The organism is Nitrosopumilus sp., assembly GCF_025699255.1.
GTDB lineage: Archaea > Thermoproteota > Nitrososphaeria > Nitrososphaerales > Nitrosopumilaceae > Nitrosopumilus.
The window spans coordinates 85,577-109,833 of the sequence record NZ_JAILWA010000004.1; the positions used below are offsets into that span (position 1 = coordinate 85,577).

Annotated in this window: 29 protein-coding genes, 5 tRNA genes and 1 pseudogene; 24 read left to right on the top strand and 11 right to left on the bottom strand. The window is 33.6% G+C overall.

What is annotated here, in order from left to right; genetic code table 11:
* Positions 1 to 75: 75 nt before the first annotated feature.
* Positions 76 to 408, top strand: a complete 333-nt coding sequence (locus tag K5781_RS05735; protein WP_297441686.1) for a hypothetical protein — start codon at positions 76 to 78, stop codon at positions 406 to 408.
* Between the two features lie 140 nt (positions 409 to 548).
* Complete coding sequence (locus K5781_RS05740) at positions 549 to 818, top strand: hypothetical protein (RefSeq protein ID WP_014965818.1); 270 nt, start codon at positions 549 to 551, stop codon at positions 816 to 818.
* 106 nt (positions 819 to 924) lie between these two features.
* Here K5781_RS05740 and K5781_RS05745 read toward each other — a convergent pair whose 3' ends face one another.
* The 3 genes from K5781_RS05745 to K5781_RS05755 all read right to left on the bottom strand — a co-directional run bounded on the left by K5781_RS05745 (position 925) and on the right by K5781_RS05755 (position 2,478).
* Positions 925 to 1,458: a hypothetical protein gene (locus tag K5781_RS05745; RefSeq protein ID WP_366847994.1), complete on the bottom strand. Its 534-nt coding sequence runs from the start codon at positions 1,456 to 1,458 to the stop codon at positions 925 to 927.
* Between the two features lie 38 nt (positions 1,459 to 1,496).
* Entirely contained in the window at positions 1,497 to 1,811 is a 315-nt protein-coding gene (locus tag K5781_RS05750) for a hypothetical protein (RefSeq protein WP_297441691.1), read from the bottom strand.
* A gap of 97 nt (positions 1,812 to 1,908) precedes the next feature.
* A complete protein-coding gene (locus K5781_RS05755; protein WP_297441693.1) occupies positions 1,909 to 2,478 on the bottom strand; it encodes a methane monooxygenase/ammonia monooxygenase subunit B in 570 nt (189 codons plus the stop codon).
* Positions 2,479 to 2,731: 253 nt separating this feature from the next.
* Here K5781_RS05755 and K5781_RS05760 point away from each other — a divergent pair, with 253 nt between their 5' ends.
* The 4 genes from K5781_RS05760 (at position 2,732) to K5781_RS05775 (ending at position 5,582) form a co-directional block, all read left to right on the top strand.
* Positions 2,732 to 3,295 carry a methane monooxygenase/ammonia monooxygenase subunit C gene (locus K5781_RS05760; RefSeq protein WP_179360580.1) on the top strand — a complete coding sequence of 188 codons (564 nt, stop codon included), beginning with the start codon at positions 2,732 to 2,734 and terminating at the stop codon, positions 3,293 to 3,295.
* A gap of 115 nt (positions 3,296 to 3,410) precedes the next feature.
* A complete protein-coding gene (locus K5781_RS05765; RefSeq protein WP_297441696.1) occupies positions 3,411 to 3,773 on the top strand; it encodes a hypothetical protein in 363 nt (120 codons plus the stop codon).
* Positions 3,774 to 3,879: 106 nt separating this feature from the next.
* Entirely contained in the window at positions 3,880 to 4,530 is a 651-nt protein-coding gene (locus K5781_RS05770) for an ammonia monooxygenase (protein WP_067959013.1), read from the top strand.
* Between the two features lie 188 nt (positions 4,531 to 4,718).
* Entirely contained in the window at positions 4,719 to 5,582 is an 864-nt protein-coding gene (locus K5781_RS05775; protein WP_297441700.1) for a DNA adenine methylase, read from the top strand.
* 1 nt (position 5,583) lies between these two features.
* On the opposite strand, the gene K5781_RS05780 is transcribed toward K5781_RS05775, so the two are convergent.
* Positions 5,584 to 5,657, bottom strand: a tRNA-Thr gene (locus tag K5781_RS05780).
* Positions 5,658 to 5,748: 91 nt separating this feature from the next.
* Here K5781_RS05780 and K5781_RS05785 point away from each other — a divergent pair.
* Positions 5,749 to 5,870, top strand: a tRNA-Leu gene (locus tag K5781_RS05785).
* A 1-nt stretch (position 5,871) separates the two neighbouring features.
* Here the strand turns inward: K5781_RS05785 and K5781_RS05790 are convergent.
* The gene (locus tag K5781_RS05790; RefSeq protein ID WP_297441702.1) at positions 5,872 to 6,258 is read right to left on the bottom strand and encodes a hypothetical protein; all 387 of its coding nucleotides are present in this window, start codon (positions 6,256 to 6,258) and stop codon (positions 5,872 to 5,874) included.
* Between the two features lie 335 nt (positions 6,259 to 6,593).
* Here K5781_RS05790 and K5781_RS05795 point away from each other — a divergent pair, with 335 nt between their 5' ends.
* The gene (locus K5781_RS05795; protein WP_297441704.1) at positions 6,594 to 6,734 is read left to right on the top strand and encodes a PF20097 family protein; all 141 of its coding nucleotides are present in this window, start codon (positions 6,594 to 6,596) and stop codon (positions 6,732 to 6,734) included.
* Positions 6,735 to 7,137: 403 nt separating this feature from the next.
* Complete coding sequence (locus K5781_RS05800) at positions 7,138 to 8,031, top strand: ArsR family transcriptional regulator (RefSeq protein ID WP_297441706.1); 894 nt, start codon at positions 7,138 to 7,140, stop codon at positions 8,029 to 8,031.
* Positions 8,032 to 8,038: 7 nt separating this feature from the next.
* Here the strand turns inward: K5781_RS05800 and K5781_RS05805 are convergent.
* Positions 8,039 to 8,113: transfer RNA gene (locus tag K5781_RS05805), tRNA-Ile, on the bottom strand.
* A 33-nt stretch (positions 8,114 to 8,146) separates the two neighbouring features.
* Complete coding sequence (locus tag K5781_RS05810) at positions 8,147 to 8,701, bottom strand: thioredoxin family protein (RefSeq protein ID WP_297441708.1); 555 nt, start codon at positions 8,699 to 8,701, stop codon at positions 8,147 to 8,149.
* Positions 8,702 to 8,781: 80 nt separating this feature from the next.
* Between K5781_RS05810 and K5781_RS05815 the strand changes: the two genes are divergently transcribed.
* From K5781_RS05815 to K5781_RS05835, 5 genes are all read left to right on the top strand, one after another.
* Positions 8,782 to 8,855: transfer RNA gene (locus K5781_RS05815), tRNA-Ala, on the top strand.
* Between the two features lie 306 nt (positions 8,856 to 9,161).
* Positions 9,162 to 10,229: a hypothetical protein gene (locus K5781_RS05820; protein ID WP_297441709.1), complete on the top strand. Its 1,068-nt coding sequence runs from the start codon at positions 9,162 to 9,164 to the stop codon at positions 10,227 to 10,229.
* Between the two features lie 104 nt (positions 10,230 to 10,333).
* Entirely contained in the window at positions 10,334 to 10,810 is a 477-nt protein-coding gene (locus tag K5781_RS05825; protein ID WP_297441711.1) for a phosphopantetheine adenylyltransferase, read from the top strand.
* Positions 10,811 to 10,862: 52 nt separating this feature from the next.
* Positions 10,863 to 11,192 carry a hypothetical protein gene (locus tag K5781_RS05830; RefSeq protein WP_297441713.1) on the top strand — a complete coding sequence of 110 codons (330 nt, stop codon included), beginning with the start codon at positions 10,863 to 10,865 and terminating at the stop codon, positions 11,190 to 11,192.
* A 71-nt stretch (positions 11,193 to 11,263) separates the two neighbouring features.
* Positions 11,264 to 12,361, top strand: coding sequence for a CxxC-x17-CxxC domain-containing protein (locus tag K5781_RS05835; protein WP_297441715.1), 1,098 nt, complete (start codon positions 11,264 to 11,266; stop codon positions 12,359 to 12,361).
* Between the two features lie 147 nt (positions 12,362 to 12,508).
* Here the strand turns inward: K5781_RS05835 and K5781_RS05840 are convergent, their stop codons facing one another.
* Both K5781_RS05840 and K5781_RS05845 read right to left on the bottom strand, forming a co-directional pair.
* Positions 12,509 to 12,790 carry a hypothetical protein gene (locus tag K5781_RS05840; protein WP_297441717.1) on the bottom strand — a complete coding sequence of 94 codons (282 nt, stop codon included), beginning with the start codon at positions 12,788 to 12,790 and terminating at the stop codon, positions 12,509 to 12,511.
* Positions 12,787 to 13,899 (bottom strand): tryptophan--tRNA ligase, encoded by a 1,113-nt coding sequence (locus tag K5781_RS05845; protein WP_297441719.1) that lies wholly within the window; start codon positions 13,897 to 13,899, stop codon positions 12,787 to 12,789. The genes K5781_RS05840 and K5781_RS05845 overlap by 4 nt, the downstream gene beginning before the upstream one ends.
* Positions 13,900 to 13,950: 51 nt before the next feature.
* Between K5781_RS05845 and K5781_RS05850 the strand changes: the two genes are divergently transcribed.
* The 5 genes from K5781_RS05850 to K5781_RS05870 all read left to right on the top strand — a co-directional run bounded on the left by K5781_RS05850 (position 13,951) and on the right by K5781_RS05870 (position 18,547).
* Complete coding sequence (locus K5781_RS05850; RefSeq protein WP_297441721.1) at positions 13,951 to 15,339, top strand: phenylalanine--tRNA ligase subunit alpha; 1,389 nt, start codon at positions 13,951 to 13,953, stop codon at positions 15,337 to 15,339.
* Positions 15,330 to 16,970, top strand: coding sequence for a phenylalanine--tRNA ligase subunit beta (gene pheT, locus K5781_RS05855; protein ID WP_297441724.1), 1,641 nt, complete (start codon positions 15,330 to 15,332; stop codon positions 16,968 to 16,970). The genes K5781_RS05850 and pheT overlap by 10 nt, the downstream gene beginning before the upstream one ends.
* A gap of 286 nt (positions 16,971 to 17,256) precedes the next feature.
* Positions 17,257 to 17,676, top strand: a complete 420-nt coding sequence (locus K5781_RS05860; RefSeq protein WP_297441726.1) for an EVE domain-containing protein — start codon at positions 17,257 to 17,259, stop codon at positions 17,674 to 17,676.
* Positions 17,677 to 17,719: 43 nt separating this feature from the next.
* Positions 17,720 to 17,959, top strand: coding sequence for an Lrp/AsnC ligand binding domain-containing protein (locus tag K5781_RS05865; RefSeq protein WP_014963852.1), 240 nt, complete (start codon positions 17,720 to 17,722; stop codon positions 17,957 to 17,959).
* Positions 17,960 to 17,977: 18 nt separating this feature from the next.
* On the top strand, positions 17,978 to 18,547 hold the full coding sequence (locus K5781_RS05870; RefSeq protein ID WP_297441732.1) for a hypothetical protein: 570 nt from the start codon (positions 17,978 to 17,980) through the stop codon (positions 18,545 to 18,547).
* Between the two features lie 8 nt (positions 18,548 to 18,555).
* On the opposite strand, the gene K5781_RS05875 is transcribed toward K5781_RS05870, so the two are convergent.
* Positions 18,556 to 19,188 carry a hypothetical protein gene (locus K5781_RS05875; RefSeq protein ID WP_297441734.1) on the bottom strand — a complete coding sequence of 211 codons (633 nt, stop codon included), beginning with the start codon at positions 19,186 to 19,188 and terminating at the stop codon, positions 18,556 to 18,558.
* Between the two features lie 152 nt (positions 19,189 to 19,340).
* On the opposite strand from K5781_RS05875, the gene K5781_RS05880 reads away from it, so the two are divergent.
* Positions 19,341 to 21,605 carry an aconitate hydratase gene (locus tag K5781_RS05880; protein ID WP_297441736.1) on the top strand — a complete coding sequence of 755 codons (2,265 nt, stop codon included), beginning with the start codon at positions 19,341 to 19,343 and terminating at the stop codon, positions 21,603 to 21,605.
* 13 nt (positions 21,606 to 21,618) lie between these two features.
* On the opposite strand, the gene K5781_RS05885 is transcribed toward K5781_RS05880, so the two are convergent.
* A tRNA-Trp gene (locus K5781_RS05885) sits at positions 21,619 to 21,772 on the bottom strand.
* 90 nt (positions 21,773 to 21,862) lie between these two features.
* On the opposite strand from K5781_RS05885, the gene K5781_RS05890 reads away from it, so the two are divergent.
* The 4 genes and pseudogenes from K5781_RS05890 to K5781_RS05905 all read left to right on the top strand — a co-directional run.
* Entirely contained in the window at positions 21,863 to 22,396 is a 534-nt protein-coding gene (locus K5781_RS05890) for a hypothetical protein (RefSeq protein WP_297441737.1), read from the top strand.
* Between the two features lie 30 nt (positions 22,397 to 22,426).
* Positions 22,427 to 23,395 (top strand): pyridoxal 5'-phosphate synthase lyase subunit PdxS, encoded by a 969-nt coding sequence (gene pdxS, locus K5781_RS05895; RefSeq protein ID WP_297441739.1) that lies wholly within the window; start codon positions 22,427 to 22,429, stop codon positions 23,393 to 23,395.
* Positions 23,392 to 24,009: a pyridoxal 5'-phosphate synthase glutaminase subunit PdxT gene (gene pdxT, locus K5781_RS05900; RefSeq protein WP_297441741.1), complete on the top strand. Its 618-nt coding sequence runs from the start codon at positions 23,392 to 23,394 to the stop codon at positions 24,007 to 24,009. Before pdxS ends, pdxT begins: the two co-directional genes overlap by 4 nt.
* 60 nt (positions 24,010 to 24,069) lie before the next feature.
* Positions 24,070 to 24,257: pseudogene (locus K5781_RS05905) on the top strand (hypothetical protein); the annotation flags it as partial.

The window sequence follows — 24,257 nt, forward strand, 5'->3', positions numbered from 1 at the left end:
TACATTGAACCCGATTTTGGGGTTCAGAATAAAAGTTAAATAAGTCTCTGGCGCCAAAACGAGCAGGTAAACGGTATGAATACAAAAATACTATTAGCAGCATCCTTACTAGCTGTCTTCGCTATCGGAATCTATGCAGAAAATGCAGTTGCATTTGCACAATACATGGGTAACGTTGGTAGTGAAGGAGAAACCGGATCATACACATTAGAAGAAGCACTTGAGATTCAAGCAAGAAGAATCGCAGCAGCTGAAGCAAACCCCTCTTCTGGTTCAGGAACTCCATATCTTGATGCCAGTGGTGTAGTTGGTGCAGCAGTTATTGCTGGTGCAGTATTCGGTGGTATTGCTGGAGCATTCTTCCTTAGAGGAAGATCTGGCAAATACGCAGCAATGGGAAGAGGATAAACAAACCTCACTTTTCTCTTATTTTATTATCTATCTCTAGTGTATACTGAATGAAATTTTTACTTCATTTGAAATACTGATCTCGTACCTTTATGATAATAAAAGAAATGTATATATCGCACAAATAGAGCCAAATTATTATGATTCCTATCGTAGGTACTTTCCTAAGCATCCTGTCTTCAATTACAGGACAACTAGGACCAAACTATGATCCATTATTTTACGATGTAATGATTTACATCTTCGGAACCATTATGTTCACAATATTCCTTCTAGGAATTATCTCATTCTGGTTACGTGTACACGGCTGGGCTTACAAAGACAACCGTGAAAGATGGGTTGATGAATTAGACAGACACTTTGAAAGAGAAGGTATCGGTCTTATTCCAGACAACGGCAAATACTGGTAAGATTACCAGCTTTCATCTTTTCATTATTTTTAATACCTTTCAGTGAAAACTATGGTATTTTTAGAGTTCAAATTATTAGAACAATTTTTTACAAAGTCTACAGATGTTAATTTTCTAATTCTGGAAGGAAGTCTTTGTCTTTAGATGAATCGTAATCCTTTGTAGTGAATACTCCCTTGTAGTGATATCCATCTTGTAATGGCGTATTGATGAATTGAGCAGATTCTTTATCATTTACATAAAATGTTGATTTATCCTGATCCATGTCTCTTAGAGGAAAATCCCACATCCACAAAAAGTGACCAATTTCCCATGGATACTCTTCTTCCCATTCTACATAGATAGTGCCATCATCTGTTAATGTATACATGGTCCTTTTACATTCTCCATCATTTAGTCCTGCGTTAATGTTTGCAGGAATTGGTGTTTGAAGACCATCAATAATTAACTCTAAAGTGACTTTCATTTTGTATGGCGTCTCTCTATCATTGATACAAACTTTGAGAGGATCATTTTGGCTAAACTGTCCTTGGAGAACACTGCTTGTCACTCCAACTGATATGGCAATCACTGCAGTGATTGCTAGAAATCTGATGGTTTTCTTCCTTTTGTATGGATCGCCCATTCCAGGGTATTTCATCGTGATGACTTTAACCAGATTCCTTAAAGTCCTTTCTTTTACTCATACATGATTTCAATTGTATCACATTGGTCTTGATGATCTGCTAGGAAATAGGTTATTTCATCAGAATCGATTTCAAGCCATTCTGACTCTCCTTTGTATGGAAGATAATCTTCGATAAACAAATCCCCTTCACCCGAAACTCTTACAACAATTTTTTCAGTTTTTGGTTTTATCTCAAAAGGCAATTTCAAAACTTTTCCTCTTCTTTGATTTTGTATGTTTACTTTGTATTTATCAGAGCGAAATTCTGTTTCTCCAAAAAAATAACTTTGAAAAATATCTAATTTTGTAATTTTGAAACTAAGCATATTTTCATTAAAATTTTCTAGAAGATAAAACTTGGTTTGTTTACTTACGCTTAACGTAAGAAGAATCTAATAAATGAAAAGGAAAAGGTTGGGTTGTTTAGATTACTTGCCAGGGTCGGGTTGCAAACGTAATGACATAACCAACACCAATCATAATTGATTGATATGCGATGTTAGTATATGGGATTGGTTTGATAATTGGATCTCCTTCAACAACTACTGTTTGACCTGGACCAAGTCCTGGACCAACTTTTGCTACATTGAGTTGGGTGTGTACATGGTATACACCTGCTTCAAGTGCTTTGGCTGATAGTGAGTATTCTTGGACTGAGTTGCCTGGAATGTCAAAGACGTTTCCTGGTGGATCTCTTGCCAACATCTCCCATCTGTTACCTGCGTTGGTTGACTCTGTGAAAATGGATAGCCATCCTCTTAGGTCTCTTTCTACTAAACTAACTAAAGTTCCTTGAAGTGTCAAGGTTTCGCCAGTTTGTAGGGATTGTCTGTTGAAGGTTTCATCCTCAATTCTGATGAAACGACTCTGGAGTTGTGCTTGGACACCGTGTGCATCTGCAGTTGGAAGTACGGATTCAACCCAGTTGAAACCTAAGGTTCCTAGTGCAAGTACTACAGCAAGTCCAAATACGAAAATTCTTTTTTCGACCATAGTTATCCCTAATATTGAGGAGACAATACACGTCGTTATATGTTTTACCTTGATAACGAGGATCGATGCTCAACACATTGTTTATCTTTGATGTATAACAACCAAACTGTAACAAAATCAATCAAAATATTATTTATTAAAAATAATTATCTATAATATTTACATTTATTTTCTAAATTTATCAAATATTTTTGAAATATTATGTTCTTTTTAGAACTCTTACTTTATATTTCCAATTCACATGATTGTAAACATGGCACAGATGCCCGCATTAATCCCAAAAGAAGTTGAGATCCAGAGACTAAAGAAAATCTGGCTCATCGTTATTGCTATGGGTTCTACTGCAGCATCAGTCGAAGTTGATAACTTCGTTGATGGTTCTTTGCATCAAACCTCTATCAGAGATAGTGCTTTCACACCAGCTCACTGGTGGCTATATTCCCACTTCATCACATTACCACTTGGATGGGGAGCAGCAGCAATCTACGATAGAAAAATTCCAGTTCTTAGAGGCCCAAATAATTCAATGAACACTGGATTGAAGATGACCATTCTAGGTTACCTTGCAACCATGTTTACTATTGGTGTCAATGAGATGTGGCATTTCTGGTTTGTAGAAGAAATCTTTGCAGTTCCAAATCACTGGATGTTTAACATGGGAGTCGTAGTGGCTTTCATGGGTGCACTTGCATACGTAGTTAGAGTATATGCTCGACTTGTAGAACTTGGTGCAGAAACTCCAGGAGAAAACCCATACGTTGCAGAGATGTACAAGATGGCCTTAGAAGGCAAATTGTACAGCAGAGCAATTCCTTAGAAAAAGTGCATTAGCACATTTTTTTCTTTTATTATTTTTCGTCAAGCCGTAGATCGTACTTAGACCCTCAGTTTAAGAAAGACTTAAAAGGATTCTGAATTAGAATAATTCCATAATGACTCTTCCTAAAGGATTCGGTTCTGGCGGTGGCGGTGGATCATCTAGCGCTGACGTAGAACGAATGATTGGAAAACGCGTTGAAAACATGACTGGTATGATTACAATTTCATTCTGGGCAGCATGGCTTGCAACCTTTGGTGGTACTGCAGCAGGATACTTCTATTATCCATGGGCATATCCAACTCAAAGTGGTCACTTTGCATTCATCGTATTGACAATCATTGAGGCAATAGGTTACATCTTCTGTGTTAAAGTCATGGAAGAAGGTTCCAACAAAAATAGTAATGGTATTGTTGGCGGCAGTGTTGCTGCAGTTACAGCAGGTACTATCTTCATATCACTATACGTTGGTAACTAGAAGGAAACCCCTTCAGACACTTCTTTTTCATTTTCCTTTTTAATTAGAAATGACGATCTTCATCACACTCTAAAATTTTATATACTGACCGTTTCTTCAACTTCATATGGTCTGGTTAAGACGATGTACACACTACTTATTCATAGTAGTAGTTGCAGTTAACTCAACACTGTTAACAATTAATGCAGGAGACTACATCTTCTACACTGACTGGGCTTGGACTTCGTACACGGTATTCTCAATATCGCAAACGTTGATGCTTATTGTAGGTGCAACATATTACCTAACATTTACAGGCGTTCCAGGCACAGCAACGTACTACGCTCTAATTATGACAGTATACACATGGGTAGCAAAAGGTGCATGGTTTGCACTTGGATATCCATATGACTTCATTGTAACTCCAGTTTGGTTGCCATCAGCAATGCTGTTGGACTTAGTCTACTGGGCAACAAAGAAGAACAAGCACTCCTTGATACTGTTCGGCGGCGTACTAGTAGGAATGTCATTACCATTGTTCAACATGGTAAACCTGATAACAGTAGCAGACCCACTAGAAACGGCATTCAAGTATCCAAGACCAACATTGCCACCATATATGACACCAATCGAACCGCAAGTAGGTAAGTTCTATAACAGCCCAGTTGCTCTCGGTGCAGGTGCAGGTGCAGTATTGGCATGTACATTTGCAGCCTTAGGTTGTAAACTGAACACTTGGACATACAGATGGATGGCCGCTTGGTCAAAGTGGGACTAAAAATCCAACCTTTTCCTTTTCATTTTATTATCTTCTCTTAGAGTATTCTCTAAATTTCAAAAATATTTTTCAAAATTTTTCCTGTTTACAAAATTTGTATTTAACCTATTTTACAACTAGAAAAAAGTTAGTTCAAGATCAAATAATTTCACCCAAGGATCTGATAATGAATTATGTGATAATGATTATTGAAACAAGTCTTTGATCAAATTTCGCCTGTAATTCCAAAACCCTTTGTAAAATGGGCTGGCGGAAAACGTCAACTTATTCCAATTCTAAATGAAAATTTGCCAAAAACTTTTGGTACTTATTTCGAACCTTTCTTGGGAGGCGGGGCTTTACTTTTTCATATGTTAACTGAACGTCAAGATCAAAAATGTAGTATTTCAGATTTAAATTCTGATTTGGTTTTGTCATATACTACAATTAGAGATAGAGTTGAATCTCTGATCTCTTCTCTGAAAAATCATGAAAAAAACTATCAGAAAGATTCTAAATCTTATTACTATTCAATACGAGAAAGTAATCCAAGAAGCCAGATCGAAAAGACATCCAGACTACTCTTTTTGAATAGGACCTGTTTCAATGGATTATATCGAGTAAATAGTAAGGGGAAATTTAATGTCCCCCTTGGAAAATACTCAAATCCAAATATTGTAAATGAAGATAATCTTCGTTCAGTTAGTCATATTTTGCAATCAAGTAAAGTATCCATTAAGTGTAGAGATTTTGAGGCAGTTTTACGAGATGCCAAAAAAGGTGATCTTGTATATTTTGATCCTCCATATCAACCAGTTAGTGACACTGCTAATTTCACCAGTTATACAAACAAGGATTTCACATATGATGATCTTAGTAGGTTGGCAGAACTTTGTATAGATTTGAATTCTAAAGGATGTAAGGTTCTCTTATCAAATTCAAACTCTAAAGAAGTTGCAGAAATGTTCTCATCTAAACCATGGAAAGTAAATAAAATTCGGGCTAATCGTTCAATCAATTCTAATTCCAAAAAACGAACTGGTCATTTTGAATTATTGATTAGAAATTATTAGAAGCTTCGAACGGGATCTGAACCCGTGACCTTTACATTACCAATGTAACGCTCTACCAGACTGAGCTACCGAAGCACAAATTCACCCTGTGGAAAATCCTTATAATTCTTCATTCTGGGCAGATTTACTCTAAACTGTTAAATTTCACTCAGATTTTTATCCTTTTGGAGGAGTAATCAAGCCTGGCCAAAGTAAGCACGTTGTGCTTTTGGACATGCAGGACTTAAGATCAAATAATGGGTGATCCTGTCTCTCAGGAGTTCGTGGGTTCAAATCCCACCTCCTCCACTTATCTTGGATTTTTGATTCCTCTGGCGTTTAGAACTTCATAAACATCTGGCAATGAGAATACAAATCCAACATGGACGCAATCTTTCTCATCACAGAGCTGACAAAATAATTCTCCTTTCTGAATTGCAACTTCTGCAATTCTGTTTTTGATATTATCTTTTAGAACAACACGGTCATCATCAACTGAAATTTTTTCAATCTTTGGAGCATATCTTGCAAAGGTCTTGTCCTTTTGCATCATCTCCTCTAACATGTAAGTTACATAACCGGAAAAACTGTTGACCCCTTTCATTGTTAGGTCGTCTTTACTCTTTTGATAAACTTCATGGAATTTATCATAAACAGTTTCTGAGACAGTGATTGATTTGAATCCGGCTTTTGGCAATTTACTTTTCCTTACCGTATTGTACAGTACCCAAGTATATAATGTTTTATTGTTGGATTCTGATGGGGAGAAGATCAAGTATATTAAAATGAATGAGGAATTACAAATGCGATTACAACAACAATCTCAGAAATTGAACGTCACACAAGGTTGGCTTATTGGGGCGGGATTGTTACTATTTCTTAGTTTATTGGATGATTGATAATGAAAATGAGAAGAAAACCTCCTTACATTTGTGTATGCGGTGAAAAATTTACGAATATGGAAGATTTAACAGGTCATAAAGAATGGGCTTGTGACAGGGTTCTAAAACAAAGAAAAAAGATGGATTAGTTTTGGATTGTCCTAAATGTAAAATTGAAATGGAAAAAGGACACATTACTGCAAAATCAAAAGGAAAATTGATGTATTCTACAAACTGGTATTGTGAGAAATGTGGTCATAGAGAATTTAGTCAGCATAATGTTGAATTTTAACAATGTTGAATTCAAAATTAGTTGAATTATCACTAACCTTGAGTCAATTCCAAACCCATGATCAGTAATTTATCAAATTCAGAATATGTCAAAATATGTCTCAATACTTAGGCAACACAAACACAATGGAAGTTCATAATCTGTTTAATCAGCAGACGAATTGCCAAATCAATGAAATAAAATTTGAGCACAGACGAGATTTTTCTAGCCTCACTGTTGCTCATGCACAGGGTTTTGATAATTGTGCTTATTGCATTGGTGGTTCTACTAGATAGAACCATTTTTTTATGTCCCGCCTGAAAACACGAATAAAATGTCCCACTCATGAAACAGAACCATTGTGATTTAGCCTTACAATGTATTGAAAATTAGTCTTTATAGAATAGCATGGTCCAAGAGCACTATGGGAAAAGGATACTCTACTGAGGAAATTCGACAACAACTAATTTCAGTTTTGGATGATTCTGTTTCTGGAATGTCTGGAGTAGAGATTTCAGAAAAAATTGGTATTAATCGAATTACAATGTCAAAATATCTCAAAGTTTTTGCAGCAGAAGGATTACTACGTCAAAAAAATATTGGAAATGTTACTTTGTGGTTTTTAGAACCTGGTCAAGAATCTTTTAACTTTCCTGATGATTATTTCAAAGTGATCCCACAATATCTAGAATATTTGGTAAAGGGAACTGAAGATCAAGTTTTCTCTCTGATTCGAAATTGTTTGCATTCGGGAGGAACTGTCAATCGTTTGGTTTTAGAAGTAATTTATCCGTCTATTGAACATGTAAAAAAATTATATGATGATGGTAAAATTGGGACATCAGAACAAAACCTCTTGATGACTACCATATCAAAGTCACTTCAAATTTTTAATCAAAATCAAGTAGTATCTGATCCAAAAAAGAATGTAGTTGTTATTGCAGCTGATGCACAAAGCAGATTAAATTCTGAAGCATCTTCAGCAGTTTATCATTCTGATGGATGGCGTGTATCTCATTTGGGAGATATGTCCTCAGCAATCAATGTCTTGTTTGATCTTGATTTCCAAAAATTAGTAGGAAAAATTTGGAAACAAAAACCTGGGGTTTTGATAATAATTGTATTTTCTCAAACTGATGAAGGTCTCAATTTTTTTGCTGATTCTATAAATCCAATAAAAGAAAAGTCTGGAAAAAATATGAAATTGGCACTCTGTGGAAAGGTTTCTAAAAAATCTAAAATTCGTGCTGATTTGATATCTGAGAAAATTGAAGATATCTTACAGTGGTCTCAAACAGTATATGAAAATTCGAAATAATACTAAATGGGCCCGATGAGATTCGAACTCATGACCTTTCGATTATCAGTCGAACGCTCCAGCCAAGCTGAGCTACGAGCCCACGAACAAACCTCTAGGCTAGACTCATTTAAGTTTAATTTTCTTTCCACTTGATTGAACAGCCAATTGATGGATCAAAATCTTTTTCAATTTTTTCACCGGCAATTAGTTTCTCCATATTGAGAATCATTGTTTTTTCAGTTGCCTCATCATCTGGCTTCATTGCATTGTCTATTTTTCCATGAAAAACTAACTGGTTTTGTGCATTAAACAAGAAAGGGTCTGGAGTACACATGGCTCCATATTTTTTTGCAACCTCTTGTGTTTCATCCACCAAATAGTCAAATTGAAATCCTTTTTCTTTTGCAGTTTCTTTCATTGCATCAAAACTATCTTCTGGATAATCTGTAGAATCGTTACTGTTGATTCCAATAATTGCTATATCTTTTCCACATTTTTCATAAAGTTCATTGAGTGCATCAACTTTAGCCTTAACATATGGGCAATGATTACACATGAAAATTACCAAAATTCCTTTGTAGTTGGAATAATCCCTCAATGAATGTTTTTTATCATCGATTCCCATTAATTCAAAATCGGGAGCTATATCTCCTGTTTTTAGTTTAATTTGAGATTCTAAAAGTACCATAAGAAATCGATCTTGTTTTCAAATAAAATTCTTGCCAAGAAGACAACAATTAAAATCCACAGTTTATTGATTCCTCATGTGGGCCGGTAGTATAGCCTGGTAGTATACCCGCCTTGCACGCGGGGGGTCACGGATTCAAATTCCGTCCGGTCCACTTCTAATATCCGATCAATGTTGAATTTCAGACTTCAGGATGGATTTAAATAGGATAAGTTTTCGTTTTATTCTATGACAAGCGCAGTAGATGGATGGCCGGTATGGATTCCACTCATTGTTGGTTTAGCTCCAGGTTTAATATACTGGTTAGCAATTACCGCTAAGAGAAAATAAAATTTACATCTATTTTTAATTTCTTTTTATTCAAACTAGATAGTAGTGTAAACTGGGTTTAACGTTGTTACCTTTCTTGTTCACTATTTGATATGTTACCTGAAATTAATCCCTAATCTCAATGAAATTTATGATGAAAGCAATTTTGTGCTCATTTTTGATATTATTTTTATTTCCTGTTAGTCAAGGATTTTCACAAGAATATTATGACAATGCTCCTACACTGACAGTCTCCCTTCACCAAGATTCACAATTTATTCATCAAGATTCTGATGGCTATACAATTGTAACAGGAATTGTTGCAAATAATGACCGTCTCACTGCAGTTTCAAATATCAAAATCCAAGTAAATTTCTATGATGAACTTGATCCAAATCCGATAGAAATTGTACAAGGAACAAGTACTCTAGAAGTAATTCCTGCAAATGGAAAGTCAACATACTCAATTCGCTCCGAAACTCCAAATCCTAACATTACTCAAGCATCTGTTTCATTGCTTGGATTTGATAATTCAGTAGCAAAACAAAAGGGACTAACCGTATATTCTACTGATGTATTTTTAGATAATTCTTTTAGATTCTCAGGAGTCTTACAAAACGGTGGAGCCCCAAATTCTGATACTAACGTATATCTTGCATTTTATGATGGGTTTGAGCCCTCTAGAATACTTAGTGTATCTACAATAGAGTTGGGAGATGTAGAACCAAATGGTGAGGTTTCATTTGATATAATTGAAGATATTGATTCTAGAGCAGTTGGGTTTTTGTTATTTGCAGAATCTAACATTTTTTATTCTGATTTCATTGACATCAAAATTCCAGAACCACAAATAACTAACAAACTGGTAACTATCTCTGGAGTGTCTGTTGAGGATTCTGATGGAAATCCTATATCTGAATTATCCGTTGGTTCCAGTGTAAACATAAAAAGTGAAACTCTGATTCAATTTGTAGCAGATCAAGAATCTAATGAAACCGCATATACTTACTATGTTCAGATAAAGGAATCTGGAAAATCACCCATTGTAGAATTCATTGGAAAATTTGACGGACGATTTATCGGAACTGGTCAAGAATCTCAATCTATAGATTGGATTCCTGAAAAATCTGGATTGTTTTTCATTGAAACATTTGTGTGGGATAGAAATAATATCCCAATAGCTGATCAAGGTCCATTTGTTTTAATTGTAGTAAAATAGAATATTCCCAAATCTTCTCAAAATAATAAAATTCATGTCTGATTTAGATTACTAATGTTGTCTATGACTAGTAGATTTATTTTCAAAGAATTCTATGGTTCTATATGACAAAATTTGCGATTGTAGCAATGGGTGGAACTTTTGATATTATACATAAAGGACACACTACTTTACTTTCAAACGCATTTGATGTTTCTGACAATGTTATCATTGGTCTAACAAGTGATGAATTTGCAGCTAAAAAAGGCAAAATTCCTATAAATAATTATGATCAACGATTTGAAAATTTGACTAATGTAATTTCAAAAGAATTTCCAAATAAATTATTTGAAATAAGTAAATTGGAAAATGATTTTGGTCCTGCAGTTTTAAAAAAAGAAGTTGAAGCTTTGATAGTTAGTGATGAAACAAGTAATCAAGGTCAAAAACTCAATGAATTAAGAGCTCAGAAAAATCTCCCACCTGTTCAAATTGTAACTGTTCCTATGTTTTTGGCAAAGGATGGTACAAGAATTTCTACTACTAGAATTAAAAATTCTGAAATTGATGCTGATGGAAACTTGTTATCAATTGACAAATAGCTTACTGAACTTTGAGTAATTGGAATAAAACAAAATTCATGGATTGAGCCTCATGGCAATCATTAATCATATGATGAAAAAAATTGATACTGATGTGGCTAATCTAAAACAAGGTCTCCATCCTCAAAATCTGTCATATTGGTATGATAAAATCATTAAAGAAACAATTGAAATGGCTCCTCCTTGGTTGCAAGATAAAATCAAAGTTCACCAAGATCCTGTCCTAACAATGAAATTCAATTTAGATATATCAAAACGGGCTGTTAGATATTTTATGATTGTAGTTGATAATAATCTGGATGATATGCCCTATTCTACAAAACTCTATTTTCTGAAAGTTCAGGAAATAATGTCAACTGAAATGGACAAATCTTTAGTTTAAGATATTTTTCATTCTAGGCATAAATCAAAGCTCTAAGTATCTATATCCAATAGATCTGAAATTTACTATCAATGGAATTCTACAAATCAAAGTTTTCAGATAAAAAAAAGTCTCGTAAAAGAACTAGAGACGATGAACCATCTCGTTCCTATAGAAATTCTAGAGATGATAGAGGTTCACGATATTCTAGAAATGATAACAGGGGAGACTCTGCAATTGTAACTTGTTCTGATTGTGGTACTGAATGTGAAGTTCCATTTGTCCCAAGGACTAACAAACCAGTTTATTGTAATGATTGCTTTAGAGATAACAAGTCTCAGGATTCAGGACGTGATAGAAATGACAGATATTCTAGAGATGATAGAGGTTCACGATATTCTAGAAATGATAACAGGGGAGACTCTGCAATTGTAACTTGTTCTGATTGTGGTACTGAATGTGAAGTTCCATTTGTCCCAAGGACTAACAAACCAGTTTATTGTAATGATTGCTTTAGAGATAACAAGTCTCAGGATTCAGGACGTGATAGAAATGACAGATATTCTAGAGATGATAGAGGTTCACGATATTCTAGAAATGATAACAGGGGAGACTCTGCAATTGTAACTTGTTCTGATTGTGGTACTGAATGTGAAGTTCCATTTGTCCCAAGGACTAACAAACCAGTTTATTGTAATGATTGCTTTAGAGATAACAAGTCTCAGGATTCAGGACGTGATAGAAATGACAGATATTCTAGAGATGATAGAGGTTCACGTTTATCATCTAGAAGAGAATCAAACAGAGATAATTCAAAACCTAACAAACCTAGAAGTGATAAATTTTTGAAAAAACAAGAGAGCTTCTATGCAAATGGTTCAGATAAATTTTATGAAACAATTAAAGAAAAATTATATGAAATCTTGGGAGGTAAAATCTGTTCTACTTGTGGATTTAAAGATGAACGAGCTTTAGGAATTAGTCCTATTTCTGAAAATGTAAAATCTGACAATTCTGGACGTGGAGGAGATGCTGCTTCGTGGGGAAAATATATCTCATCACCAGATCTTGCAAGAGAAGAACTCAGAGTATTTTGTTTAAATTGTAATCAAATTAGAGAACCTATTACAAAACGACCAGAAAATAGATCTAGACCAAAATCAAAAAAGAGTAAATATTTTCCTAGATAGACACTAAAATCATTCTTGAGAATTTGTTAACACTTTAATTATAATTATTTTAAAATAAATCTATGAATGGCGATTTCAAGGCATTAGGAATTTCTCTAATAATTGTTGTTGGAGTTGTAACTGCATATGCCATATTCGGCTTGTAGATCACTCTTTTACTATTTCTACAATATTTTTAATAATTTTTGTTGAGATTAGTGTGTGTTCTTTATCTAATACTGACTGAATAAAATCTGCAAAATCTTCTACAGTGTCTTCATTTTCAAGTAATATGCTGTGAGCTGATTTGTCTTTTACTGAAATCACTAATTCGTTTTTTATGACATTTAAAATTCCTGTAATGTATGTCTCTCTTCCTTCTTTTATGAAAATAAGACTAGCTAATTTCTGAGCTTCATATTTGTCATCACATGTGATGTTAATTTTCATTTATTCTCAAATAGAAATTCCTGTATTTTGTTTTTGGCTTTTTCTCTGTTTTCTTGATGAACTGCTAGAAATTCATTAATTTTTTCAATTAAAATTGCTTTTAGTTCTCCTGAAAGTAGATTTCCAGATTTATAATCTTCATAAATCTTTTTTAATTTACTATCGTCTGGCTCAAAAAATATTCTTAGATATTGAAACGATACATCAATGTCTGGATTCCCACCTAATTTTCTGTGTTGTTCTATATCTGGCTGTCCTCCTGAAAATGCATATTTGTTAATTTTCTTTTTTACTATATCTGGAGAATCTGTTGTGTACACTGTACCTTTATCATCAGAAGCTGACATTTTTCCTCCAGGACCTTCTAATGCAGGAATCATGATGTTATGAATCAATGCGGGTTTTTGTTTTCCTATTTTTGGTGCAATGTCTCTTGTTAATCTAAAATGAGGATCTTGATCAACTCCTAATGGAATTAGTACTGGTTTATCTTCAATAAAACATGGAGCAGATTGTAATGATGTATAAAAAATCATTCCAATGTTAGTTTCATTTGTAAATCCAAATGTTGCTTTTGTATTTGAAAAATTAATTTTTTTTGCAACTTGAGCAGCAATTGGATAAAGTGTTTGAATATTTTTTGTGTTTATGATGATTTTTGTTTTTTCTGGATTGAATCCTAATGCGATAAAATCTAATGCATTTTCATATGCAAATTGATTTGTTTCCTCCAAAGTAAGATTTGGTTTTGAGAAAAATTTCTCATCATCTGTGAGCTGAAAATACATGTTAACATCAAACTTTTCCTGTAACCATTTTGCAAACATCCATGGTACTAAATGACCTATATGCGTATGTCCTGATGGCCCTCTTCCAGTATATAGAAAGAATTTGTTACCTTTTTCATAATCATCTAGAATTCTAGTCATTTCTCTATGGGAGAAGAAAATTCCCCTTCTGAGCATAAAATGGTCTTCTCCAGTAATTTTTTTGATTCTGTCTAGTAATTCAGTAGTAATTTTCTCAGTCCCAAATTGCTTGATTAACTTATCATAGTCGATATCTCCCTCAACATGCCAAGGAGTTACAATAAAGTCATCAGCTGACATTCATCTTGACTTAGGTTAAGGTTTAAAAAGTCTTTTTCGAATTCTTTGCTGTTGTCGCAAGTTTTTCATGAAATTGAAAAAAAAATTATCACTTCATTAAGAGAAAATCCAAAACAAACTCCAAACTCTTTAGAAAAATCTACACAACTTTTACCTGATCAAATCAGACGAGGTATTGAATGGCTTCGATTAAAAGAATTGGCCATTGTTAATGAATCAAAATCTACTGTAGTTAGTTTAGGCAAAAATGGTATTGAATCTTTTGAAAAAGGATTGCCTGAAAGAAGATTACTTGATTTATTAAAAAATGGTCCTAAAAAATTATCAGATTTACAAAAAGAGCTTGGCTCTATTTTTGGACCTTCAATGGGTTTAGCTAGAAAAAATAATTGGATAGATACATCTAATGATCAAATATCCATAAAGACTTCCCCGCAAGAACTGCCTGGGGAAAAGACACTCAAACTAATTGGAAATGAAAAAATCCCTAAAGAGAAAATTGACATAAATGATTTATCTGGCCTTTTGAAAAGACCTGATTTTATCATTGAGGATGTTTTAAAGACACAAGAAATTTCTTTATCCACTTCTGCAAAATCAATTAATTTTTCTGATTCTGCTGATGGGATTGATGTAGAAGCTAATGTCCCTGAAGTTTTTGTTGCAAGAACTCATCCACTAAAAGACACCATAGATGAAATTCGTGAAATTTTTGTCACATTGGGTTTTTCAGAAATTCTTGGGAATATGACTCAATCAAGCTTTTGGAATTTTGATGCACTATTCACACCACAAGATCATCCTGCTAGAGAATTACAAGATACATTTTATCTTGATAAAATTAATGCAAAAAAAATTGGAACCCCAGAACAAATTAGAAAAGTTTCAGATTCTCACAAAAAGAATTGGAGATATCAATGGGATATCAATGAAGCTAGAAAAATGGTCCTAAGAACCCATACTACTTGTGTGACTATCAAACATTTAGCTGAAAACAAACCAGATGAGGCACGAATTTTTTCATTAGGTAGAGTATTTCGTAATGAAAAAGTCAGCTACAAACACTTAGTTGAATTCAATCAGATTGAAGGAGTTGTTGTTGGTAAAGATGCTTCTTTAAGAAATCTAATGGGAATTCAACGAGAATTTTACAAACGTATTGGAATTACAAAAATAAAATTCTGGCCCACTTTTTTCCCTTATACTGAACCTTCACTACAGACAATGGTATACAATGAAAAATTAGGGAAATGGATTGAGCTATTTGGTATGGGTATTTTTAGACCAGAAGTTACAAAACCTCTTGGAATCAATAAACCTGTTTTAGCTTGGGGTGGAGGAATAGAAAGAATTGCTATGTTGAAATATGATCTAGATGATGTACGAGAGTTTTACAGTAATAATCTAAGATGGCTTAGGAGTGCTACAAAATGCCAGTAGTTGAATTATCTTATTCCCGCCTTCAAAAATTAATTGGAAAAGTTTCAAAAAAACAAATTTCTGATTCTTTACCTTTTCTTGGATTAGATATTGAATCTGAAGATAAAGATTTAGTTAGAATTGAATATAGTCCAAACAGACCTGATTATTCTACTGATTTTGGAATCGCGCTTGGTTTACAAGGATTGCTTGGGGAAAAAATTGGAACAGTTAAACTCAAAATAAAAAAATCTAGTAAATATGAAATTTCTGTAAAATCCAATGTTTCAAAAATACGTCCGTTTGTCACTGGAATAGTTGCTAAAAATGGAAAAATCGATGATAAAACTATCAAGCAATTAATGACAATGCAAGAAGATCTTCATTTTGGAATAGGTAGAAAAAGAAAGAAATCTTCAATCGGTATTCATGATTTAGATAAAATTTCATTTCCTTTGGTGTATACAACAACTAATAGAAATCATAAATTTATACCACTAAATTCCGAAAAAGAGATTACAATTTCAGAAATCCTGACAAATACTGATGTTGGCAAAGACTATGGCTCCATTCTTGGACAATCATCACAAGTGCCTCTAATTTTAGATGACAATAAAAATACTGTATCTTTTCCTCCAATAATCAATGCTGCAGTAACAACTGTCACTCCTAAAACAAAAAATCTTTTCGTTGAAGTTACTGGAATCAATAAAGAAGATGCTGAAGATATGCTTTCAGTTGTAGCTACTATTTTACAAAGTGCCGGTTTTTCGTTAGAATCTGTAAAAATCTCTGGTGCAAAAAATTCTACACCTAAATTAGATTCTAGAAAACTTATTGTTAGTTCATCTATGATTAATAAAACTCTTGGCTTGAATTTAACCCCTTCAAAAATTATTTCATGCTTAAAAAAATCTAGATTAGATGCATCATCTAAAGGAAAAAATATTATTTGTATAATTCCTGCTTATAGATTTGATATTTTTGGACCAATGGATTTAGTAGAAGAAGTTGCATTAGGATATGGCATTCAAAATCTTGAACCAACTTTATCTCCATCACAAACCATAGGAATCACCAATCCTATATCTCTCAAACTAAAATCATTAGACAAAACAATGATTGGTTTAGGATATCTTGAAGCATTGAATTCTAGTTTGACTAGCAAACGAGTATTGTATGAAATGACCAACAGAGATTCTAAAAAAATTCTTTCTGTATTAGATTCAAAAAGTCAGGAACATACAATTTTGCGAGATTCAATACTTCCTGGGTTATTAGAAAATCTGTCTAGAAATATCCATGAATCATATCCTCAAAAAATGTTTGAAACTGGAACTATTTTTCTAACAGGTGATCCTATTGCTGAAAAAATTAATTTTGCTGGGATTAGTGCACACAAAAACTCGAATTTTACTGAAATAAAATCTGTAGTTCAGTCTGCACTAAATATTGGATTTGGAATTCAAATTGAAACAAAAACTTCTACTAATCCTACTTTTGAAAATGGTCATTGTGCATCAATTCTTCTAAATAATACTCAAATTGGAATCATTGGAAAAATTGATTCAAAGATAATTGAAAATTATAAGATACGTGTTCCTGTAGTGGGATTTGAGATTTCTTTATCTGAATCACTTCTTAAAAATTAATTTTAGATTATTCAAAATTATTTCTTGATAAATAATTCTCTCAATGGTTTTTAGTAGGAGTGGTTCCATTATTAATCGCCCAAGAGCAGGCACGCAGACGGATTAGGATGAGTCGATCGTAATGATACCAGTGATTTCTAATTCACCCAGGCGTGCTACATTATGGGCAACCCCGGTTTCAGAACGCGAGGAGGCGTATGGCTATGTACCAATGATTTTGTGCGAGTCAGAACCGGGGAACATTTTTTCAAAACCATTAAACATTGAAAGTTATTAACAAAATAAAATGGGAAATTATTGGTTAGCAAAACAAGAACCAAGTGGCCCCAGAGGATATAATTTTGAGCAATTAAAAAAAGATAAAACAACTATTTGGGATGGTGTTCACAATAATCTAGCATTAAAACATATGAGAGAAATGAAACCAGGAGATCTTGTTTTGTTTTATCATACAGGTGATGAAAGACAAGCTGTAGGAATTATGCAAATTACTTCAAAACCTTATCCCAATCCCAAAGAAGATGTAGAGCGTTTCATTGTGGTTGATGTAAAATATAAAAAATCATTGAAACGTCCAGTAACACTTGAAGAGATGAAAAAAGAGAAAAAATTCAAAGATTGGGAGCTAATTAAAATATCAAGATTGTCTGTAATGCCTGTTCCAAAGCCTATATGGGATACTATTCTTAAGATGTCTCAAAATTAACAATAATCGCTTTATTGATATAGTCGATTTATCTAATTTCTGTATGGCAACAGCTTATGTTTTAATAAACTGTGAATTAGGTTCAGAAGAAGCTATTATTCAGCAACTGAAGGGCTTAGAAGGTGTTAAGGAAGTTCATGGAACTTTTGGTGCATACGATATTTTGGCCAAGATCGAATCTGATACTGTTGAAAAACTTAGAGAAACAATTACTTGGAAAATCAGAAAAATTGAAAAGATTCGTTCAACTCTTACCTTGATGGGTATTGAAGGTCAAACATAAACACCCTTTTTTCTTATTATGATTCTACATTTTATTTTTGTAGTGCCTGAAAAGGATCGTGAAAAACGACAATTCGAATTTGAATATGTAAAAAAAATGGGTAAATTTTTTCAGGTTTGGCTAAAAGAAAAGTTTGGCAAAGAATATGAAATTCAATGTGATGAAATGATTACTACTCCTAGAAGTATTCTTCAGCGTCTTGACACTCATACATTAGTACGTGATCATGAACAAAGAGGAAAAAATACTTATCATTTCTACTTGACTCATTTCAAACCTTTGTGGACTGATTGTACATGTGATGGATATCATGCGGAAAATTTTGGAATGATTTTTTGGCAAACTCCTAAAGAATCTGATGATACATTATTTCTTGCAGAAAAGAATTGTACTACTGTTTCTCATGAATTACTTCATGAAATGTTGAGACTGTTAGGACATAAAAAATTCATTCAGGAGGTACATGATATATGGACTAAACATCTCTTTGAACAATTAGAATTTGAACAATATGGTGAAGATTTCCAAAAAACTGATGGTAAACCAATGTTTCTAACAATAAACACTTCTCAATTCAATTTACAATGAATTTTCAGTCAACATTTGGTAACTGAATAAATATTATTTTCAAAATTTGCAGTTTTGAAATCTAATTTGTTTTCAGGATCATTAGTTCTTGATTTACTTAACGTTTCAAGTTCTACTAGTGCATCTCCTCTAAATCCTACTGATGAACCATAAATTCCATCAGTTAACATTGTTCCATGATCACCTTTCTTGATATCATCAACCATGTCATAAAATCTTGTAGTTTCTTTTTTGTTTACTGGATTACCGGTTGCTTTGTTGTATGCTACTGCTATGTACATTCCATTATTTTTTACTGCAACCGGAACTTTGTGATTTTTGCCTGATGCACCTGGAATTGTATCATTTACAATCACTTCACATTTGTGATACATGCTAGAAACATATGCATAAAATCTGTATTGGGCAAATTTTCCTGCATCATCTTCTTCACATCCAACAAATACCTTATGCAATAATTCTAATGCGTCATCATTCATACTTTGTAATCTATCATCAATTCTTCCTCTTTCCAAAAGTTCAGATTTGCACTCTTTTGCAACTAATACTAAAATGAAATCTGGTAAATTGTAATTCTTAAGAGCGGCAACAAATGCCCCTGCTTGTGACATGCCAAATTTTGGGAATCCTTTATTGACCATGTTTACACCTCATTTCAGAAAATCTGCTCCCCAACATTGTATTAAAAAGCTGCTTTTGGCTTATAATTGTTAAGAATTTACGTGACTAATGAAATATTTTCCTTAGTTTTTGAATTGTAAATATTAAATTCGGGATGAATTTTTCGTATATTGTGGAAACTGACACAACATCAGAACTTGTTTCTAAAGTTTATTTGAAATTAAAAGAAAATATTACAAAATATCGAAATGTTATTGGCAGACCTTTAACTCTCACTGAAAAAATCTTATCTGGACATTTTAATGAAATCGATGATTCTGTGTTTACCGGTGGTAAGGATTACGTATTTTTGAAACCAGATAGAGTTGCTTTACAAGATGTCACTGGACAAATGGTAATGCTACAATTTATGCAAGCAGGTCAAAAACAAACTTCTTTGCCTACAACAGTTCATTGTGATCATCTCATCAGAGCAGAAGTTCAAGGTGATGTTGACATGAAAGTTTCTCTGGATGAAAACAGTGAAGTTTTCAAATTTCTTCAATCAGCTAGCGCAAAATATGGATGTGGTTTTTGGAAACCTGGAGCAGGAATTATTCACCAAGTAGTTCTTGAAAATTATGCATTTCCTGGTGGACTGATGATTGGTACAGATTCTCATACACCAAATGCAGGTGGTCTTGGTATGATTGCTATTGGTGTCGGTGGATTGGATGCAGCTGAAACTATGGCTGGTATGCCTTGGGAATTACTTTATCCAAAAAGAATTGGAGTGAAACTTACTGGAGAACTAAATGGATGGACCGCTCCAAAAGATATTATTTTGAAAGTTGCAGATGAACTAACTGTATCTGGAGGTACTAATGCTATTGTAGAATATTTTGGACCTGGAACTAAATCTATCAGCTGTACTGGAAAAGCTACTATTACTAACATGGGTGCTGAAATTGGAGCTACATGTTCTATATTTCCATATGACGAACGAATGGAAACATATCTCAAATATACAAACAGAGAAGAAATTGCCAAACTAGCAAATGAAAATAAAGATTCACTTGTTGCAGATTCTGAAGTAGAAACAAATCCTGAAAAATTCTTTGATAGAGTTATTGAGATTAATCTTTCAACATTAGAACCTCATATTGTAGGTCCACACACTCCTGACTTGGCAAGAACCATTTCTCAATTATCTGATGATGTAGAATCAAAAGACTATACTGATCCTATTTCTGTTGCACTTATTGGAAGTTGTACAAATTCTTCATATGAAGACATGTCAAGAGCAGCTAGTTTAGCTGAACAAGCAAAAGCTAAAGGAATCAAAGCAAAAATCCCTCTACTTGTTACTCCTGGCTCTGAGCAGATACGAGGTACCATTGAAAGAGATGGTCAAATGGATTCTCTAAAAGACATTGGTGCAACTGTATTAGCAAATGCATGTGGTCCTTGTATTGGACAATGGAATAGACCTGAATTAGAAAATGATGAACAAAATACAATTGTTACAACATTTAACAGAAATTTCCCAGGGCGAAACGATGGTCACCGAAGTACACTTAACTTCATTGGAAGTCCAGAAATGATAATTGCATTAGCATTAGGTGGTAAACTTTCTTTTAATCCTTTGAAAGATGATTTGATAGCAGCCGATGGAACAAAGTTTAAACTTGAACCCCCAAAACCTGCTCCTGAAGTTCCTGAAGAAGGTTTCATGCGACCAGAAGGGATTTTTGTTGCACCACCTGAAAATTCTGATGACATTGAAGTTATCATTGATCCTAACAGTAAAAGACTACAACGTTTAGAACCATTTCCAAAATGGGATGGTAATGATTATGAGGAAATTCCAATTATAGTAAAAGCTAAAGGTAAATGCACCACAGATCATATCTCTCCTGCAGGTGCATGGTTATCGTTACGTGGACATTTGAATAATCTCAGTGATAATATGTTGCTAGGAGCAGTTAATGCATTTAACAATAAAGTTGGCGAAGGTAAGAATATTCTAAATAATAACATTGAATCTTTTTCAAAAATTGCTAGAGATTACAAAGAAAAACACATGAGATGGGTAATAATTGGCGACAATAATTATGGTGAAGGTAGCAGTAGAGAACATGCTGCAATGACTCCTCGTTATTTGGGATGTGCTGCAGTAATTACAAAAAGCCTTGCAAGGATTCATGAAACAAATTTGAAAAAACAAGGAATATTGGCATTGACTTTTAGTAATTCTGATGATTATGAAAAAATACTTGAAGATGACAAAATCAGCTTACTTGATCTAAATAATCTTCAACCTGGCAAACAAGTGAAATGTGTAATTTCACATGCAGATGGAAATAAAGAAGAAATTTTGCTAAATCATTCATATAATAAATCTCAAATTGAGTGGTTCAAAGCAGGCTCAGCTCTTAATGTTTTGAGAAACAAATAGGATTTTTTTAACGTGGGGCCGACCGGAATCGAACCGGCGACCTACGGGTCACTACAGCTCCAAACTTACATCATCCGTGAGTCAGTTTAGCTTAGTTAACCTTTGGAGCCCTTAGCGGTGATCTTTTTCGTAGACACTGTCGCCCTACCAGGCTAGGCTACGACCCCACAAACAAGAATGGAATGGACTTGAATTTTAAGTTATTTTTAACCAAGATTTATTTGCAATAATCATCAATTTGTAATTGTTAATCAATTATGGTAAAACCAATTTACTTAGTATTAGGATCTATTCCTGTTATTGCTGCTATCTTACTTTCAACGCCATTGTTATTAAAAAATGAAATTCCAACATCTGCTTCAAATTATACTGACAATCTTGAAATCGAATATACTAAACATCAATTAAAGAAAATCTCTTACGGTGTTACAGAAAGAATTGGATCTCAAAAAACAGAAATTCTCTACATAAAAAATGATGGTGAGTTAAAATATTCCATCACTGAAAATGGATATCTTAGACCTGATGTTCGTTCACAATTAGATGAAGCAAAACTTAACAAAATTAAAGCATTAATCAAAGAAACTGGTTTCATTTCAATTCCTTCTGAATCATTTAAAGTAATGGAAAATGCAACCGATTATCAAAAATCAAATGTTAAGGTGACTCTTAATGGTCGTGTAAATCAAATTCATTGGCCTCAACAAAATGTTACGGAGGATTTTATCCCACCAATTATTACTATGGTTGAATCTGAACTTGATCAGATTATGTCTGAATTTAGTGAATAGATACAAATAGTCTTTAGGAAAAATCAGGACATGCTTCCATTATACGGTGAACGTAAAGATGCCAAGGGAATTATTTCTGATAAAATAGATTCTATTGATATTTTACGTGGGTCATCTACAGTTAAACGCGGTTTTGCACATATGTTAAAAAATGGCGTTGTAATGGATGTTACAACTGTAGAGCAAGCTCAGATTGCTGAAGAAGCTGGAGCAGTTTCTGTTATGGTTTTAGATAAGCTTCCGTCTGAAGTTAGAAAAGCTGGTGGGGTTGCACGAACTGCAAGTATAAGAATTATTGAAGAAATTATGGATTCAGTAACTATTCCTGTAATGGCTAAATGTAGAATTGGACATGTTAATGAAGCACTTGTTTTACAAGAAACTAATGTTGACATGATTGATGAATCAGAAGTTTTAACACCTGCTGATGAACTTCGACATATTTGGAAATGGGATTTTACAACACCTGTTGTTAATGGGGCAAGATCTTTAGCAGAAGCTTTGAGAAGAATTGAAGAAGGTGCTTCAATGATTAGAACTAAAGGAGAACCTGGAACAGGAAATGTTGCAGAAGCAATTAAACACATCAAAAAAGTAAATGATGAATTAAGAACAATAAAATCAATTTATGATTCTGGAGATAATCAAGATTTAGTAAGAATGGCAAGAGAATTCAAAGTATCTTATGATATTGTTGAACAAACTGCTAAGCTAGGTAGATTACCCGTTGTAAATTTTGCAGCTGGTGGAATTGCAACGCCTGCAGATGCTGCATATTTGATGTCTCTTGGATGTGATGGAATTTTTGTTGGTTCAGGAATTTTTAATTCTGATGATGCAAAAGAAAGAGCAAGAGCAATTGTTTTAGCTACTACCTTTTGGAATGAATCTGATAAAGTTAAAGAGGCTCAAAAAATGATTGATGAAAGACAATCTATGATTGGTTTAGACGTTAATACCTTAGAATTACGAATGCAAGATCGTGGTGGTTCAGCATGAGTCTTACTGTTGGAGTATTATCAATTCAAGGCGATGTTCAAGAAAATCTTTTGTCTGTCAAAGCTGCTATTGATGAATTAGGAATAGATGGTAAAGTAATTGATGTACGAACTCCTGAAGAAATTTCACAAGTAGACGGATTGATAATTCCTGGTGGAGAAAGTACTACTATTGGGCAATTATCTCTTGTAAATGGATCTTTGAAAGTTCTTAAAGAAAAAATTCAGAATGGTATGCCTGTACTTGGAATTTGTGCTGGTATGATTATGTTATCAAATACTGCAAATGATCGTGTGATAGGAAAAACTGATCAACCTCTATTGGACATTCTTGATATCAAATTAGAGCGAAATTCATTTGGACGACAAAACGAATCCTTTGAGTCTGACATATCTCTAGATCCAATAAATATTCCAAAATTTAATGGAGTGTTTATTAGGGCACCATCTGTTTCTGATGTTGGCTCAGGCGTTGAGATTTTATCAAAATTTAATGATCGTATTGTGGCAATCAAAAAAGGTAATGTAATTGGTACCGCATTTCATCCTGAATTAACTGAAGATATTTCATTACACAAGTATTTTGTTAGTCTTGTAAATACATCAAAGAATTAAACTGTGAAACGATGAATTCTGAGCAATTCTTTTTAACTATAGTTTAGTCGAGCTTTTAAAATGAATAAAAATTTCATAATGTTTGGTATTTTAGCCTCCATTTTAATGGGAGGTTCATTAGGACTATTTTCAATTAATGATTCTTTTGCTGATGATGATAATTCTATAAATCGAGAAGATTCTAAAGTAGATAAAAAACTAGAAGAAAAACAAGAAAAAGAAAAACAAAAAGCTGAAGAACGAAAGCA

Excerpts from the sequence above, each read along its gene's own strand:
- K5781_RS05735 (WP_297441686.1), top strand. The coding sequence starts at position 76 with ATGAATACAAAAATACTATTAGCAGCATCCTTACTAGCTGTCTTCGCT.
- K5781_RS05740 (WP_014965818.1), top strand. The coding sequence starts at position 549 with ATGATTCCTATCGTAGGTACTTTCCTAAGCATCCTGTCTTCAATTACA.
- K5781_RS05745 (WP_366847994.1), bottom strand. The coding sequence starts at position 1,458 with ATGAAATACCCTGGAATGGGCGATCCATACAAAAGGAAGAAAACCATC.
- K5781_RS05750 (WP_297441691.1), bottom strand. The coding sequence starts at position 1,811 with ATGCTTAGTTTCAAAATTACAAAATTAGATATTTTTCAAAGTTATTTT.
- K5781_RS05755 (WP_297441693.1), bottom strand. The coding sequence starts at position 2,478 with ATGGTCGAAAAAAGAATTTTCGTATTTGGACTTGCTGTAGTACTTGCA.
- K5781_RS05760 (WP_179360580.1), top strand. The coding sequence starts at position 2,732 with ATGGCACAGATGCCCGCATTAATCCCAAAAGAAGTTGAGATCCAGAGA.
- K5781_RS05765 (WP_297441696.1), top strand. The coding sequence starts at position 3,411 with ATGACTCTTCCTAAAGGATTCGGTTCTGGCGGTGGCGGTGGATCATCT.
- K5781_RS05770 (WP_067959013.1), top strand. The coding sequence starts at position 3,880 with ATGGTCTGGTTAAGACGATGTACACACTACTTATTCATAGTAGTAGTT.
- K5781_RS05800 (WP_297441706.1), top strand. The coding sequence starts at position 7,138 with ATGGGAAAAGGATACTCTACTGAGGAAATTCGACAACAACTAATTTCA.
- K5781_RS05810 (WP_297441708.1), bottom strand. The coding sequence starts at position 8,701 with ATGGTACTTTTAGAATCTCAAATTAAACTAAAAACAGGAGATATAGCT.
- K5781_RS05820 (WP_297441709.1), top strand. The coding sequence starts at position 9,162 with ATGATGAAAGCAATTTTGTGCTCATTTTTGATATTATTTTTATTTCCT.
- K5781_RS05825 (WP_297441711.1), top strand. The coding sequence starts at position 10,334 with ATGACAAAATTTGCGATTGTAGCAATGGGTGGAACTTTTGATATTATA.
- K5781_RS05830 (WP_297441713.1), top strand. The coding sequence starts at position 10,863 with ATGGCAATCATTAATCATATGATGAAAAAAATTGATACTGATGTGGCT.
- K5781_RS05835 (WP_297441715.1), top strand. The coding sequence starts at position 11,264 with ATGGAATTCTACAAATCAAAGTTTTCAGATAAAAAAAAGTCTCGTAAA.
- K5781_RS05840 (WP_297441717.1), bottom strand. The coding sequence starts at position 12,790 with ATGAAAATTAACATCACATGTGATGACAAATATGAAGCTCAGAAATTA.
- K5781_RS05845 (WP_297441719.1), bottom strand. The coding sequence starts at position 13,899 with ATGTCAGCTGATGACTTTATTGTAACTCCTTGGCATGTTGAGGGAGAT.
- pheT (WP_297441724.1), top strand. The coding sequence starts at position 15,330 with ATGCCAGTAGTTGAATTATCTTATTCCCGCCTTCAAAAATTAATTGGA.
- K5781_RS05860 (WP_297441726.1), top strand. The coding sequence starts at position 17,257 with ATGGGAAATTATTGGTTAGCAAAACAAGAACCAAGTGGCCCCAGAGGA.
- K5781_RS05865 (WP_014963852.1), top strand. The coding sequence starts at position 17,720 with ATGGCAACAGCTTATGTTTTAATAAACTGTGAATTAGGTTCAGAAGAA.
- K5781_RS05870 (WP_297441732.1), top strand. The coding sequence starts at position 17,978 with ATGATTCTACATTTTATTTTTGTAGTGCCTGAAAAGGATCGTGAAAAA.
- K5781_RS05875 (WP_297441734.1), bottom strand. The coding sequence starts at position 19,188 with ATGGTCAATAAAGGATTCCCAAAATTTGGCATGTCACAAGCAGGGGCA.
- K5781_RS05890 (WP_297441737.1), top strand. The coding sequence starts at position 21,863 with ATGGTAAAACCAATTTACTTAGTATTAGGATCTATTCCTGTTATTGCT.
- pdxS (WP_297441739.1), top strand. The coding sequence starts at position 22,427 with ATGCTTCCATTATACGGTGAACGTAAAGATGCCAAGGGAATTATTTCT.
- pdxT (WP_297441741.1), top strand. The coding sequence starts at position 23,392 with ATGAGTCTTACTGTTGGAGTATTATCAATTCAAGGCGATGTTCAAGAA.